12 protein-coding genes are annotated in these 15,207 nt (G+C 62.3%); 4 read left to right on the top strand and 8 right to left on the bottom strand.

The window, feature by feature from the left end:
* The first annotated feature begins 24 nt into the window (after positions 1–24).
* The 3 genes from BLW17_RS11265 to BLW17_RS11255 all read left to right on the top strand — a co-directional run bounded on the left by BLW17_RS11265 (position 25) and on the right by BLW17_RS11255 (position 1,262).
* Positions 25–552, top strand: a complete 528-nt coding sequence (locus tag BLW17_RS11265; RefSeq protein ID WP_036731440.1) for a head-tail connector protein — start codon at positions 25–27, stop codon at positions 550–552.
* A 2-nt stretch (positions 553–554) separates the two neighbouring features.
* The gene (locus BLW17_RS11260; RefSeq protein ID WP_036731437.1) at positions 555–875 is read left to right on the top strand and encodes a phage head closure protein; all 321 of its coding nucleotides are present in this window, start codon (positions 555–557) and stop codon (positions 873–875) included.
* A 96-nt stretch (positions 876–971) separates the two neighbouring features.
* Positions 972–1,262: a hypothetical protein gene (locus BLW17_RS11255; protein WP_052176207.1), complete on the top strand. Its 291-nt coding sequence runs from the start codon at positions 972–974 to the stop codon at positions 1,260–1,262.
* Between the two features lie 38 nt (positions 1,263–1,300).
* Here BLW17_RS11255 and BLW17_RS11250 read toward each other — a convergent pair whose 3' ends face one another.
* The gene (locus BLW17_RS11250; protein WP_074826657.1) at positions 1,301–1,753 is read right to left on the bottom strand and encodes a very short patch repair endonuclease; all 453 of its coding nucleotides are present in this window, start codon (positions 1,751–1,753) and stop codon (positions 1,301–1,303) included.
* Positions 1,754–1,820: 67 nt separating this feature from the next.
* Here BLW17_RS11250 and BLW17_RS11245 point away from each other — a divergent pair, with 67 nt between their 5' ends.
* Positions 1,821–3,356, top strand: a complete 1,536-nt coding sequence (locus BLW17_RS11245) for a DNA cytosine methyltransferase (RefSeq protein WP_170835599.1) — start codon at positions 1,821–1,823, stop codon at positions 3,354–3,356.
* Positions 3,357–3,425: 69 nt separating this feature from the next.
* On the opposite strand, the gene BLW17_RS11240 is transcribed toward BLW17_RS11245, so the two are convergent.
* The 7 genes from BLW17_RS11240 to BLW17_RS11210 form a co-directional block, all read right to left on the bottom strand.
* Positions 3,426–5,225 (bottom strand): AIPR family protein, encoded by a 1,800-nt coding sequence (locus BLW17_RS11240; RefSeq protein WP_036731434.1) that lies wholly within the window; start codon positions 5,223–5,225, stop codon positions 3,426–3,428.
* Position 5,226: 1 nt separating this feature from the next.
* The gene (locus BLW17_RS11235; protein WP_036731431.1) at positions 5,227–6,231 is read right to left on the bottom strand and encodes a PD-(D/E)XK motif protein; all 1,005 of its coding nucleotides are present in this window, start codon (positions 6,229–6,231) and stop codon (positions 5,227–5,229) included.
* On the bottom strand, positions 6,215–9,082 hold the full coding sequence (locus tag BLW17_RS11230; RefSeq protein ID WP_036731428.1) for a Z1 domain-containing protein: 2,868 nt from the start codon (positions 9,080–9,082) through the stop codon (positions 6,215–6,217). Before BLW17_RS11230 ends, BLW17_RS11235 begins: the two co-directional genes overlap by 17 nt.
* Complete coding sequence (locus BLW17_RS11225) at positions 9,079–10,545, bottom strand: ATP-binding protein (RefSeq protein WP_231572720.1); 1,467 nt, start codon at positions 10,543–10,545, stop codon at positions 9,079–9,081. Before BLW17_RS11225 ends, BLW17_RS11230 begins: the two co-directional genes overlap by 4 nt.
* A gap of 32 nt (positions 10,546–10,577) precedes the next feature.
* The gene (locus BLW17_RS11220) at positions 10,578–13,013 is read right to left on the bottom strand and encodes a sigma-70 family RNA polymerase sigma factor (protein ID WP_036731424.1); all 2,436 of its coding nucleotides are present in this window, start codon (positions 13,011–13,013) and stop codon (positions 10,578–10,580) included.
* Positions 12,997–13,857, bottom strand: coding sequence for a BrxR family helix-turn-helix transcriptional regulator (locus tag BLW17_RS11215; protein ID WP_036731421.1), 861 nt, complete (start codon positions 13,855–13,857; stop codon positions 12,997–12,999). Before BLW17_RS11215 ends, BLW17_RS11220 begins: the two co-directional genes overlap by 17 nt.
* A 120-nt stretch (positions 13,858–13,977) precedes the next feature.
* Complete coding sequence (locus BLW17_RS11210; RefSeq protein WP_036731418.1) at positions 13,978–15,132, bottom strand: tyrosine-type recombinase/integrase; 1,155 nt, start codon at positions 15,130–15,132, stop codon at positions 13,978–13,980.
* Positions 15,133–15,207: the final 75 nt, after the last annotated feature.

Genomic DNA, 15,207 nt, shown 5'->3' with positions numbered 1-15,207 from the left:
CGTCTACGGGAAGGCCCAAGACTGATGCGGCTGGTCCTCGTCACCCCACCGGCCGCACCGCCGATCACGCTGGCCGAGGTCAAGGCGCAGGCCCGCGTCTCGCATGATGACGAGGATCTCCTCCTCCAGCATTACATCGACGCCGCCACAGCCTGGCTCGACGGCCCATCCGGGATCCTCGGTCGCTGCCTCGTCACCCAGACCTGGCGCGCGGAACTGCCGGCGGTCACCGGCCCAATCCGGCTACCGTTTCCGGATACCGTCATCGACAGTGCGATCTTCAGCGACGCAGAAGGAGGCGAGCTGAACTACCACGTCGTCATGCAGGATCAACGTCCTCTGCTGCGGACGACCACGAGGCTTGGCCGGCCCGTCGCCGTCACCTTCACCGCGGGCTATGGCGCGCCGGCCGAAGTGCCTGCCGCCATCCGGCAGGCTATGCTGCTGCTGGTCACGCAATGGTACGAGCATCGACAGGTGACGGGCACAGGCACCGCCTTGCCCTTCGCCGTCGAGGCGCTGCTGGCACCTTATCGCAGGATCCGGCTGTGAACATGGACGCGGGGCAGCTCGATCGGCGCGTCACGTTCCAGTCCTTCGTCATGATCGAGGACGACATGGGTGGCGTCGTCCATGGCTGGGAGGATCGCTTCACCATCTGGGCTCATGTCCGCTATCTGCGCGGCTCCGAGGCCGTCATGCAGGCGAGACTCGTATCGAAGGCACCGGTAATCATCACCGTGCGCCGGTCCGCGCAGAGCGTAGAGATCACCTCGGAATGGCGCGCCGTGGTTGGAGGGGTGATCTTCGATCTCAAGGAGGATCCGCGGCCCAGCGAGGATGGCGGGTTCATGGAAATGTTGGCGGAAGGGTGATTGCGGGGACGCCAGGCCAGCCGCGACACTTGCCGAAAACCACATCCAAGGCTCTAAAACGATCAAGGGGCGTTCGACGCCGCGAACGATCATTTCGTGGCGCCGGTGGACGGCACCTACCTCTTCGGCGCGACGCTGCTCTACAAGATCAACGCCAGCGCCACGGCCCGCATGCGCGGGCGGCTCGTCCTGAACGGCACGACGGAAATCCGCGGCTCCCTCGGCGAAATCTCCGCCACCCATGTCTCGCTCGCCACCGCCATCTGGCTGCAGACCATGGTGCCCCTCACCGCCGGCGATACCGTGGAGCTGCAGGGATGTTTCCGGGTCGCGGACGGCTACTTCGCGGCAGACCACACGTCCTTCTGGGGCTGCAAGGTCGGCTGAGCGCAACGTCCGGATCGAGGTCCGGCTCAGGAGGGCTGCTAAACGTCCGCGCCGATTTCTATCTGATCTTCGTCAGACAGCAGCCAGGTCGACAGCAGTTCGGCCGAAGCGGCAACTTGATCCAGCTTCCGCAGTGCGCATTCCCACACCGTTGCCACGCGCCATCCACCGTCCAGAAGCGTCGTGCGAACGGTGCGGTCCCGAGCTACGTTCGCGTCGAACTTTGCCCGCCAGAACTCCGGCCGGGTTGCCGGGACGGTCGCGTAGCGGCACCCCTTATGTCGATGCCAGAAGCAACCATGCACGAACACCACGGCGCGGTGCTTCGGAAGGACAAGGTCCGGTCGACCGTGAACCTTGCCGGAATGAAGCCGGAAGCGAAAACCGCGCGCGTGCAATGCCCGCCTGAGAGCCAGCTCGGGCTTGGTGTTCTTTCCCCTGATCCCCGACATCATCCGGGAACGGGTCTGCTGGTCCACGATATCGGTCACATCCGTCCTGGTTTTCGTCCCTGAACCTGGTATACACCGGCTGAATGAAATTCGTCAGGAGCCTGATTTGCCTTCCACTTTCGGCATTGTCGATCTGTTCGCCGGTCCGGGCGGACTTGGCGAGGGGTTCGCTTCCCTCGTCGAGGACGGCCATGCGCCGTTCCGGATCGGCATTTCGGTCGAGAAGGAGGCGTCGGCCCATCGGACCCTGACGCTGCGTGCCTTTCTGCGCGAGTACCGTGCACGTCATGGCGTCTTGCCGAAAGAGTTCATCGATTTCCATGCCGGGCTGGCATCCGAACCGGACTGGTCAGCCGTCGATGGCGAAGCGTGGCAGCATACCATCGACGAAGCCCGGGCGCTCGAGCTCGGCACCGGGGCTGCTGCGAACGCCATAGATGGCGCCATCGCGACGCTGAAGGCAAAGTACGACGACACGATCCTGATCGGCGGCCCGCCCTGTCAGGCCTATTCCCTGGTGGGGCGCGCCCGCTCCAGAGGCAAGGTCGGGTACGTCCCGGAGGAGGATGCGCGCCACTACCTCTTTCGCGAGTACATCCGGGTTCTCGACAAGCTTCGCCCCGCCGCCTTCGTGATGGAAAACGTGAAGGGCATGCTTTCGTCCACCGTCGAGAGCCGACTTGTCTTCGAGATGCTGATGGAGGATCTCTCCTCGCTTGGCACGGGTCACGCCCATCACTACGAACTTCGTGCCGTCGGGGTCGAGGATGGAAAGGCCAGCCTGCAGGAGGCGGCACAGCCTTCGGATTTCATCGTGCGCGCCGAGGCGTTCGGAGTCCCGCAGCGTCGCCACAGGGTGATCATCATCGGCATCCGTTCGGACCTCGCAGGACGGGCCGCCGATGCGGAGATCGCTGTATCCGGGATGGCGCGGACTGTCCGCGATGTCATCGAAACGATGCCCGCCTTGCGAAGCGGCATCAGCCGCGGGCGCGACGACGCCGCTGCCTGGCGAGGAGAAGTCCTCGACGCCGCGAAGCTGCTGGCCGGCATCTCCAAGGGGAAGGAGAACCGTGCGCTCCGTGAAGCGTTCCTGACCGTTTCAGAGCGAATGAAGGACAGCTCGCCAACCGTTCGGGCTTCATCACGGTTACCGGACGGCTATGGCACTTCGAACGATGAGTTGTTGCAGTGGATCGAGCGACCGGAACTTCGCGCGATTGCCCAGCACGAGACGCGCGGACACATGCCCTCGGATCTGGGCCGCTATCTGTTTGCTGCCGTGTTCGGGACCGTCCGTGGTTACAGCCCGAAGGCTGCTGAATTTCCCTTGGTGATCAGCCCAGATCACCGCAACTGGCACAGCGGTGTCTTCAACGACCGCTTCCGGGTTCAGCTGGCGGACGAGGCATCGACCACGGTCACGAGCCACATCTCGAAAGATGGCCACTACTTCATCCATCCCGATCCGATCCAGTGCCGCAGCCTGACCGTTCGCGAGGCGGCCCGCCTGCAGACCTTCCCCGACGACTACCTATTTCTCGGCAACCGCACACAGCAGTATGTCCAGGTCGGAAACGCCGTGCCGCCGTTTCTTGCAAGGAAGATCGCTGCGCTAGTGCTATCTACGTTGAAACGGTGAAAACCACCCATATGTAGTGACTGGCTCCAGGCCAGAATTTGCGACAACGCCGATGTCAGGCGATCATGATTATCGCAGCTCTTGGATTGAACCCCGCGGAACAGGGAATTCAGCGGATCGAACCTTCGCCCACGTGTCCGCACGCTTCGCAACCTCCGAAATCTGCTGGCCCGGAGCGATCCTGTTGAACTCGGCGTTCACGACAACGGCCCAGTCCCAGAGCAGGTCCCGCAGACCAGCTGAAATCCCTTGCCGCATCCAGATCTGCTCGAGGTCGAGCTTGTCGCCAAGTCGGTCAGCGACCACCGAAACGACGTACGTGGCGATGTTCACCCATCCTTGGCGGAACACCTCCTTCGCCTCCTTCGTCTTGATCATGCTTTCAATTGCCTTGAACAGAATGACCTTGGCGATCATCGCCCGATACCAGCGGGCATCGAGTGGGCTGGGCACAATGGTCGGATCGTCATCGAGAGCAGCCATGAAGGCCGCGAAGTTCTTCTCGCCAGCCATGGCGACCTGGTTCGGCTTGCAGCGCCACGCTTCATGGTACTTGGCGATGTCGTTCTTGGTCAGCTTGCGTTTCGGCGGGATCATCTCCTTCAGGTTTCGCCTTTTGGCCGGCGTGGTGCCTTCTCTCAGAAGCATGACGTTGTAGGCGCCAGCTGCGCGCTCGTAGAACCATCGCGTTGCACCGTCAGGGCACCACGTGTCGTTCGCGAGTTTCTCAAGCTCTCGATGGAACGGGCGGTTTGCCGACAGGTCGGACATTTTCACCGCGTTCTGACTGTTCGCATAGCGGGACACGTTGCTGATCAGTCTCTCGCGCGCTTCGTCCTGCGATCCCTTGAGGATGATGATCTTGGCCGGGACCATGACGTGGCTCAGATCGATGGTGCGATCATCGCGGGATGAGAAGTAGATGGTCGAGGTCGTCTGGCCGCCGTTCACGATCTGCAGACCCTTCAGGAAGGACAGGCCCAGATTCCCGTCCTCAGTCCGCTCGAAGGCCGCTTCGTCGCAGACAAGCACGAGGCCATTGTTGAAGGCGAGGAAGTGCTCCGGTTCCTTTCGCAGCGTTTCGACGATGCCCTTGTTGACCGCGCGCTTGTTCCCCAGAAAGGTGCGGATATTGGCTTCGAGCAGGGTCGTACCGTAGCGCAGATAGAGATCCCGGATGAGCTGCCCGGGAATGGCAGTAAGGGCATACTCGTAGTCAGCATCAGGGTCTGGGACATGTACGCAGGGAAGCGCCCGACCGATCGACTGGACGAAACTCACGGCCAGCTCGTCTCGCGGTTTGCCCTCGGTGTGGCGGAACAGCCTCTCCATATCCATGGCCTCGACGGCCACCATCTTCTGGTGAACCTCTTTGTTCGAGAACCGCTTGGTCTTGGTCTTGCCATCGGTGATCACGAACACACGAAGTCGGTCGATGTCGCCCCAGCGAGAACGAATGGTCGCAACCAGATCCCTGACCGGATGCGTCGGATCAATCCTTGCATCGAGGTTGCCGCTTGCCGCTCGAAACAGAAAGCGAACGCCTTCGCTTGCGGTTGCGGTGGCATCCGAGTCCCTGAGATCGTTCAGTTCTTCGGTCCCGAAATAGTGGGTCACGAAGAGGTCGAGAGCCGTTTCATCGGAGCTGAGCGCATAGCCCGTAATGCGGAGTTTCGCGTTGCCGACCTTGCCGCTCCAGTGACAAACGGTTGGTGCCTCGCAGATCCCGGTTTCTGCGACATGCTCCATGACCATTTCCGCAAAGACGAGCTCATCCGAAGGAAAGGGGCCTTCGCCGGCCTCTACGCGCTCGGCGATGATTGTCTGCAGATCGGAACGAAAGTTGCGGTGAAAATCATCGAGGCTCATGTCAATCCAGTCCAAATTCGTTGATCAACTCCGAAAGTCCGATCGAGGGAACTTCGAGCGCGTCGAGGTCGAGCACATAGGCAGCTGAGCGGATGGCAGCTGGAAGCGCCGCGCGCGTGAGACGCGGCACGTCACCTTCCGCGCGGAACGCCCTTGCGTCCTTCAATGTCAGTGTGCGCCCGTAGAGCGCTGCATGCTCGTCGAGGTACCCCATCACCATGAGCAGTGCTTCGAACCCGCGTTGCACTCCGGCCAGTCCGAACCTCTTTCGGAGTTCAGTCACAAGACTGACGAGCGAGATCCCATCGGTGGTTTCCTCGAAGCGGAAGGCGCACAGGAAGATCGGCGCCCGGTCACCATCCAGCTGTTCGATGCTGTTGATCCGCGCGAGGAAACTGCCGGTGCGGATCGTACTCTTCACCTCTACAGCGCCCCCCCGAACGTGGAAGTCCTGCGCCGCTCGCAACGGTCCCTGCCAGCAGTCGAGAGCACCCGCCCCAAAGGAAGTGTCCGCCAGCAATCTGAGCATCCAAAGCTCGCCGAGCAGGCCGATCTGCGCGTCGGACGAAAGAGGGCGGTGTGATCGGGCCATGAAAGCCTGCCACTCCCTGACCCGCTCGAGGAACGCCTCCATAACGTCGCGGCCCGCGCCGTTGGCTGCAGTCTCCAGCGCTCTCAAGACATCCACGACCATGATGGCGAAGATGTCGGGTGAGCCCTCTGGCCGCCTGACGAGAGCAATCGCCGTCTTGCCTGCGAATACGGTCTGCCCCTCGATGCAGGCGACGTCGAAGCCCTTGCCTTCAGGAAGCCTTGCTGGGTTCATCGGCCAAGATCCCGGAAAGGAGACGATCAGCGCCTCCCGCCCGAGTGGAAACTGACAACCCGCCTCAACCGAGACCGCGCCCATATCGGTGAGATGTACAAACCGCCAGTCTTCCGCCGCTTCCTGTCGCGCGAGCGCTCGCCAGGCACGAGCAATCCCCTCTTCAGTCCACCCAGTCATTGAGGCCCCCCCACAGTACGCTGTTGGCAATGTACCTCGAGTTGGAGACCCTTCTCTCGGAAGTGCTTGACGGAAAACTGATTGCCCAGGCCACGACGGGATCGGCATCCTTCAGTTCATCGACACCCGCACCCTCGGGATCGAGCAGATAGAGCATGAGAAGGCCTCGTTCCCGACGAGTCGGAATGCCCGCTTCGGCGACGCCTTCCCCGAGTACGTGACGGATCTGTGGGCCTCTCGGTTCGGACGGCGGCTCCTTGCCTTCGTTTCGATCCGTGTCGTTGCGCCAGGTCTTCTGGCTGAGTTCGAGCGCTGCCTTCCATTCCGCCTCGGTCAGATCGATGGCCTGATCGCGAGGCGAGATCAGGGTCTTGATCGAGTATCGATCGGTATGTTCGGTGGTGCGCTTGCGCTGGAGCATGTTGACCGAGCAACCGCCTACTTTGCGGTGCTTGTCGTCCGGACCGCTGTCCTTCCCGATCAGCGCGACGGTCCAGCTCGTGAGCTCGCGATCCTTGTTCATTTCCTCGATGAAGTCCGCAATCAGCGGACTCATGATCCTGAAGCTGGCGGAGTGGGTCCTGTAGTCCCGCAGAAACGAGATGACGTTCAGGGCTGACACATTCCGCCAGAGGTGACCGTTCCACTTCTGACCTTGTGGAACGAAATGCTGATCGTTCAGATCCGTCGATGGACCGAGTGCGCTGATGAACCGATCCGTGGCATTGAAGTTTGCAGTGATGTCCTCCTTGCGGTTGGGAAACACGATGGTCTGCAAAAGGTCGCCCGAGTAGGTCAGCTGCATCGCGCGAGCGTTTCTCATCTTGGCCCGAGAGGTCACCGTCAGCACGGAATGCGATTTCACCCGCAGACCGAACTGTTTTGGCGTAGCGCCGGCCGCGACCATGTTGTCAAACTCCTGGCGGAGCTCTTCTGCGGCATCGGCGATGTGGCCGAACCACTCCACCATTTCCTGCGATGTGTAGAGGCGGCAGACATCGAGGTAGCCGTCGCGATAGCCGAACCATCGCCCCATCTGCATTAGCGTGTCGTACATGCGTGCGGTTCGAAGGAAGTAGCTCGTGCAGAGACCCTCGAGCGTCAGACCACGCGCCAGCTTGTCGCCGCCGATGGCAATCACCTTAAGGCCGGTGCCATCATTTTCGGCGTAGTCGAGTGCGTCCTTGGCCGTGCCGTTGATCTCGCGGACGCGAATGTCGGACAGTACGTCGGGGAGGACGGCACGAATGTCGGCCCACGAGAAGTCCTCCAGCGTTTCACCCTCGACGAGGGCGGAACGGATCCCCTGCATCCCTGGCAGAAAGGTTTCCTGATACTCCGTGCGCATGGACGCCTCGAGGTTCTCGAGCTCGATGCCGCGGGTGTAGCGGCCCTTCAGATCTCGCACGTACTCTGCGACCTGGTTGACGACGGCGTTCTGCACCGAGGTGAAGCGGGTAACGTGGATGAGCATCGAGGAGTGTTTGCTGCCCTGTCCGCGCAGCTTCCTCACGGCACAGGCATAGACGAAGGAGCGGATCGCTTCTGCAAGCGAGTCCGGCACACGGTCATCCCCCTGCCATCGCGGCCGGTAGCCGTTCTTGTGTCGTGGCGGCATCCACGGCTGGAACTCATCGTCCAAAAGCGGGCGCACCAGAGGCAGGTCTTCCGGCGTGCTGGAAGCTGATCCGAAGACACGACCCGGTCCGACATAATTCGATGGCGCCGCAAGGCTGGTGATGAAGGCTGCGGGGAAGAGATCCGGTCCGTGCTCCTGAGTCTCCCCGCGGTCATGAATGAAGATGTTCGCAAAAGGTGTCGCCGTGTAGCCGACATAAGCCTTCCGCGAGAAATGGTGGAGGATCGACCGGATCAACCTGTTGATCGTCTTGGGCTCGTGTTCGAGATCCGGGTTGCCGAACTCGTCCACGACATCTTCACCGGTGTCGACAGATCCGTGATCGGACTCGTCGTCGATCACCATGAGGGGCAGGTTGGTGACGAGTTTGCGACCTGTTTCGGGGTCGACGTGATTGGCCACACGGTTGCGGATCCAGTGCAGCAGGCGCTCCAGCACCGTCTTGTTCTTCTTGACGACGAACAACCACGGTCGCTGTTCCGGGCTGATGTTCATCTTCGCGGCAACGGCCGTGTTGAAGTCGCCCTTGTCGCTCCGATTCGTTGCAGCATTGGGACGGACCGACATGTCCTTGTCGATCAGTCCGACCCCCACTGCTGGGAGCTCGTCAGCATCCGCGATGGTGGCAAAACCGAGAAACCCCTCGTCCAGGCGGATCTGGGTCTGTGCTCTGAGGTTGTTGTGCAGGCCGGCGAGCACGATGATGATCTTGTATCCAGCGTCGGCGGCCTTGCAGATCAGTCCGGTATAATTGCCTGTCTTCCCCGACTGAACGTGGCCAACGACCAGTCCGCGACGATCCCAGGCGCCTTCCCGGGTCGGGTCCTCGAGCTGTGAGAGGACTTCGTCAGTGGCGACGTCGAGCGCGTCGAGGGCTGTCCAGGGGATGCGCGCTTCCATGTACTCCGAGTAGCGCTGCCAATAGGTCCAGCCCTTCTTTCTTTCTGCATCAAGCCAGGCAACATGGTCCTCACCGCTCGACAGGGTGGCGTTCTCGCCCACCGTGCGGCTTGACCGGCGGATCAGTTCGTCAACGAGCGCGTCCCGATCAACAAGGGCGAAATCGTCCTCCATCATGATCGACAGCTTGGTCAGCTCCTTCTCGATCATTTCCGGAGTGACAGGGCTCTGAGCGCGTTCCGCAGCAAGGCGGAGCATGTTCTGGGCCATGGAAAGGATTGAATCGAAGGCCTTCTGGTTTGAAATCGTCATTGCGTGTCTTTCGCTGCAAGGGCTGCAACCAGGCCGAGGTGCCGGTCGAATGGGGGCGTGCGACCGAGTCGCTCGCGCGCCTCGGTCGGGCTGAGCCCGCGGAACTTCACCAGTGCTTCAAACATCGAGGACAGGGTCTCCATCACCTCGTTGTCAGCCGCTCCGGCGAAACCAGTTCTCGGCGTCTCCTTGTCTTCCGCCGTATCCAGCCAGATACGCTGCACGGGCACTGTCTCCTCGATTAACCTCAGAAGAGCGAGGATGTCGGGCTTGAGTGGCCCGGCGCGATCGAGGATCGAGGCGACAAGATCATGGTCACGAGCGATCCGGTAAGACGTTCCTTGTGCCGAACGCCGCACTTGCCAGGCTTCGGCGACTGCGTTCGGGCGCGTGCCTGAGGCCGGGGTCACGTGTCCCCGGTGGGCGAAGACCCGCCGCGCCGTGTCGCGTGTTTCTGTTGCGAGACGATGAAGCTGGGATCGCAGGCGCACCGGGGGGCTGGCCGTTGATTTCAGGACATTGATCTTCCAATCGGCATCCGCGCTGTTCGGTATGTCGAGCCGGATACGAGCGAGCCTGTGAGCTTCATCGCGCGGCCATGGCTTGCCGCCATCGCCGAGGCCAAGCCAACCCCCAGCGAGAAGGAGACGCTTGTTGCGGTATACGTAGAAGCCCTCCTGCTGCGTCCATCCTCCGGGCCCCGCCGCCGCTTCCTGTTCGGCAGGCTTGAGCATGTCGCGATGCGGAAGGACGTGGCATTGCCCGATCACACCGGTGGTGTGGAGGATCCGATACTCGGGGCTTTCGAGCGCCTTGCCGGGATGACCGATGAGGTACGGATCCCAAGGCTTCAATCCTCTGCCATTGAGCGAGAGGCGCAGCATGGGCATTTGGCCATCAAGGAGCCGATGAAAGGTCATCGCAAGATGCGCCTCCACGCGATCCGCGAGCTCGATCATGTCGGTGGCCGCGAAGCCATCGGTCACGATACGGTCCAGTTTCTCCCAGAGAACGACGGTGCCGTGGGCCATCTGGTCCAGCGGCTCAAGCAGATGCTCTGATCCCGGCGCCGGCCCCTCGAAGAGCGGCCACTCGGTGCCTGGTTCCTGACCGATGAGATCGAGGTCCCAGCGCAAACAGACGACCGGTCCACCTTCCTTCCGACTGGCGACGGTCAGGCGACGAGCCTGAGAGAAGCTGGCCGTCTTCAGGCCCAGCCCGAAGCGCCCAAGGTCAGTGGCGGCGCGTTCAGTCCTCGGATCGCGAGCGCCAAGGCGCATGCCGGCCTCCAGAGCCGCGTCGTCCATGCCGTCACCGTCATCGACGATTCTTGCCCAGCTTTCTGGACCGGCCCACTCAAGATGAACGGCGACGTCGCGTGCATTTGCAGCGATGGAATTGTCGACCAGATCGGCAAGTGCGGTGGGAGGCGAGTAGCCGAGCCCGCGCAAAGATTCGAGCATCGAACCGGCATGCGGGGGGGCATTTCGCACAGTCATTGGCATTGCCCCCTGTCGGAGTCTACTAGACCGAGGCGGCTCAGTTTGCCAATTACTGCATTCCGGCTGGTTCCCCCTAGTTCCTGCGCAATCTGACTTGCGCTCATACCGGCTGCCCAGAGTTCTTTGAGGCGATCTATCCGACTTTCGGACCAAGACGTCAGTGTTTGACTCTTTTTTACAGGTTCCGCTGGGCTGTGCTGCTCTCGCTCGGCCGAAGAGGAAGCTCTTGTCCCGCGGCTGCTGTCGTAGCCCAGCAACTCCTGGAGCCGACGCTTGCGCCCCGGATGGGAAAGGCGATCAAGGCCCTTCGCTTCGATCTGGCGAATGCGCTCGCGCGTCACGCCGTAGATTTGACCAATTTCCTCGAGGGTCATGTCAGAATCGCGCCCTATACCAAAGCGCATCCGGATCACATCAGCCTGACGTTCCGGCAGATCAGCCAGTGCGTCTGTCACGATCCTTTCGGTTTCTGCCTGGTCGAAGACATCCACTTCTGGAGGTTCGGGCAGCAGGTTGTCCCAGTCGTCAAGGCTTGCGGGATATTCGGCTTCACGCGGGATGCCGCGGAACTGTCTGACCTCGTCGATTGTCCATTCCAGATCTTCGGCGAGCTCGAGGTCGGAGACAGCGCCACCGACCCGAACGTCCAGCCTCTCGAGGGCGCGATCAAGCTTGGTGATCTTCTCGTTACGATGCACGGGGATGCGGATCGCCGCGCCTTCATCAGCGCGCCATCGCATGATGGCCTGTCTCATCCAGTAAGTGGCGTAGATGAGGAAGCGATAACCACGTTCGGGATCAAATCGCCTTGTGGAACGCTGCAGACCCATGAACGCCACTTGGAAGACGTCCTCTGGATCCTCGCCTTCCTCCACGTTCCGCGAGGCAAACCGCCGCACGTAAGGCAGGTGCTCGCGGATAAGGTGTTCGGTAGCGGATTCGGAGATCAGGATTTCGGCTTCCAGCTCACTGGCCTCGGCTTGGCACGCTGGGAACTGCTCCAGTCTGCGGACCAACTCCTTGTGGAATGCGAGAGAGAGTTCCAATGCCTCGAGCGCAGCAAGTGCCTCTCTTCGTCGTTTGCCGTCCATTACCCGGCCAGTAGTGTGCCACGACCTCAGGGCGTCCGCGGCGGCCATTACTTCGGACGTCTCCGCATGGCCCGGTCGCGAGGGAATAATGGTTCTCAGGGAGACCGAGCCGGGGTCTCGCGAACCGTCGCGGATGCGGTCCATGACGTCGAGGATCGTTTCGACGGCGGTCTCGGAGGCCAGGATGCCCAGCTGGAGTTCCTGCTTGGCCCGCATCATTGGCTCCAGCAACTGCAGCTCTTCTGATTTGTCCATGACGAAGCGCTGTGTGCCGGGAAGCCGCGTCCGACGCGTAAGGGCTGCCTCTATCGCGTCAGCAAGGTCATCGGACGATGTGTCCGAGACGGCGTCCCAGAGGTCGGCATCATGCCCCGTCTCTTGAGCGAGATCGAAGCCAGCTGCTTCCAGGTTGCGCTGGAGATTGATGCGCAGTTCCTCGAGATCACCATTCCCTTCGCAATGGGCGACCAGGCGGTCGATATCGTCGAGGGAGCACCGACCCTTTGCCAGAATCTCCTCTGCCCATGTGAAGCAGAGATCTGGGTCGATCGACATCCGCGTGCCGGTCTGGACGACCGCTCGTTTGACCGATTGTCGGCCGCGGTTGCGGACCTGCAGGAAGTCACTCTCTGCACCGTGATCGGCGGCCGCAGCGGCACTGGAGCCGATGCCCTCTCCGGAAATTGGTGCTTGTGAAAGGTCGAGATCCCAATCCCCGTCCTCGTCATCCGAAACCACGGGTGACGAACTGACGAGCGCAACGAATGTCCCCGATGCCGTATCGCCCGCGTACTGATCGAAGAATTCCTCTGGTTCTGCCTCAGCTTCGAAATTCAGCAGGTCATCCAGGTCGTCAACCCTATCGGCTGGCTCAGTCTCCTGAATTCCCGCGAAACGGTGCTCCCGAACTGCATTGTGCCCGGCAACGACAGAGTCGACCACGAGTGAAACCTCGCGCTCGCTAACCGTCTCCGTCTCCGTTTCCGGCGACCCCGCAACAAGCGAAGACAGAAGCTGCGCGGTGAGACCGTGACCTTCGGCAAATGCCACATCAGCAGGCGTCTGTCGGTCGTGGTTCAGTACGCCGGGGTCAGCACCCGACCGAATGAAGAGATCGCAAACGGCAAGATTGCCCATGCGCGCAGCAAGGTGGAGCGGCGTATCTCCCTTAGGGTCGGCCGCGTGGAGGCGGGAGGATGCCGCAAAATCGGCAAGCCGCTCGAGCTTCCCTTCGGCGATCAGCCGGATCTCGAAAGGGCCAAGAACATGGCTCTCCGGTTCGCTCGTCGCCTCGTCGCGACTGCCGAAGATGCGGGACAGTCTATCCATGATCTTCATGAATGACCTCCCTGTTGAGAAGTATGATCTGCTGGTCTTGTGGCTTCCTCGCGCTGGGATCAGTATCGAGTCCCAGACGTCTCAGCGCGTAGTACAACAGCGCACGTCGGACCTTGATCTTCGCCTTGCCGCCACGCATCCCGTAGTCGAGCGCGATGACCTTTGCCTGAGTTTCCGACAGGGCGGGGTGGGGCCCGACCTCCAGCGTGACCTCGGAATGCCAGTCGCGATCATCGTCGGCTGACGCTTCGCTCTCACGCGATCCTCGAATCTCCAGCACCCGCGAGAGCAGGAAGTCCTTGAAGCAGTCATCGGTCAGGCAGAACGCCCGTGTGTGCCAGCGGAACCCGTCGAACCCGATGGCGTGCGGAGCGATCCAGCGCCAACGCGGCTCGGGGCTAGACAGGGACTGGTACTTCACCTCGATCGCCTCGGACCGGCGGATGGCGCCGACAACCGAGCGAAGTGTCACCGGCTCAACGCCGCGAACCGGCGTCGGGGCGGATGCGTAGGGTGGCAGTTCAGGGATCCAGCAATCCTCGCGCTCCAGCACATCGTCGGCAACCAGGCGGATTTGGGCGAGGTAGTGCGCTGCGTCCGGCGGGCGGAACTTGCAGTCGAAGTCCGGGCCACGGACATAGGTGCGCGCGCTCTTGTCGTAGACCATGTTGTCCGGCGCCAGCGCGATGTAGCGGTTCAGGTCCGAGGATGCCTGGTTCACCGAGACGCCGAACTGCTGCATCACGTCGATACGATTGACGTGTCCCTCCCAGAACAGACGGAACTCGATGAACTCGAGGCGCTGCTCAATCCCCCAGCGAAGTTCGGCCTTGTCCCGGTCCACGTTGCGCTCCCGCCCAGCCCTGCGCGCACGCGAACTGTGCGCGCCCAATTTCTGGGCTTTCTTTGACCGTAGCCGTGGGGGATTGCGCAATCAATCGAAAAGGGGCGCGTCGGGGCGCGATTATCCCAAGGATTGCCTGAGGTTCTGCGCCACCGCATCGGCAGCCATCCGCACCGGCTCGGCCGCCAGATGGGCGTAGCGCGCCGTGGTCTGGACCTGCGTGTGGCCAAGGAGCTTGCCGATCATCGGCAGTCCCTGACCCGAGGCGACGGCGGTCGACGCGAAGGTGTGGCGCAGGTCGTGTATGCGGACGTCCTTCACCCCGGCGCGGGCGCGGGCGCGCTGCCAGAAGGGCTGGAGATCGCTCAGGCGCTTTCCCGGCAGGGTGCCGGTGATGACCCACGGGTTCCCGTCGATGCGCTGAGCGTCGCGGAGCAGGTCGACGGCGGGCTGTCCGAGATGGACGATCTTGGCGCCGGACTTGGAATCCGGCAGGCGCAGGACGCGCTCGGCCAGATCGACGTGAGCCCACTGCAGCGTCATGATCTCGCTCAGCCGACATCCGGTCAGGATCAGCAGGCGGGCGGCGAGGATGGCCGAGGGCAGTTCGATCCCCTCCACCTCCATCTCGCGCAGGACCTCGCCGATCCGGCGGAGTTCGGCCGCGCTGAGAAAGCGCTCGCGCTTCTCCTCGGGGTATTTCCGGATGTGCTTTCGCGGGTTGGTGCCGTCCGGACGCAGGCCCCACATCTCGGCGAGGCTGAACATCTTCGAGACCACTTCGAGGCAGCGGTTCGCCTGATAGGGGATGTGGCGGAGGTCGTGGTGGAACTTCGCCACGTCCGCCCGGGTGGTGCCCGTGACCGTCAGCTGCCCGAGCGCGGGCAGGATGAAGCGTTCGAGGTTCCGGCGATACTCCTTGGCTGTGCTGGCCTTCACGCGGATCGCGATGTGTTCCCTGTCGAACCGCTCGGCCAGCTCCTTCACCGTGATCGCCCTGCGCCCCGCGTCCCTCTCGGCGGCGGGGTCCGCGCCGTTGCGCGCAGCGGCGACAATGGAGATGGCGCGGTTGCGCGCCTGCTCGCAGGTCAGCACCGTGCTGGGCCCGAGGCTGATCCGCCGGGACCGGCGTCCGGCGCGGTACTGGACCACGTAGCCCTTGCGCCCGCTCGGCAGCACCCGCAGCCCGAAGCCAGGGATCTCGCTGTCCCAGACGAAGTATTCGGCGGAGCGGGCTTCTGCGGCGTCGACGAGGCGTTTGGTGATCCTGGGCATGGCACTCTTCGGTGGTTCTTTCGCCGTTCCACAGTGCTGAAGCGCGGGCGACAGTCAACGAACATGTTGAAATCG

The sequence above is a fragment of the Paracoccus sanguinis genome (genome assembly GCF_900106665.1).
Taxonomy (GTDB): domain Bacteria; phylum Pseudomonadota; class Alphaproteobacteria; order Rhodobacterales; family Rhodobacteraceae; genus Paracoccus; species Paracoccus panacisoli.
This window is presented reverse-complemented; position numbering and strand designations above follow the sequence as displayed.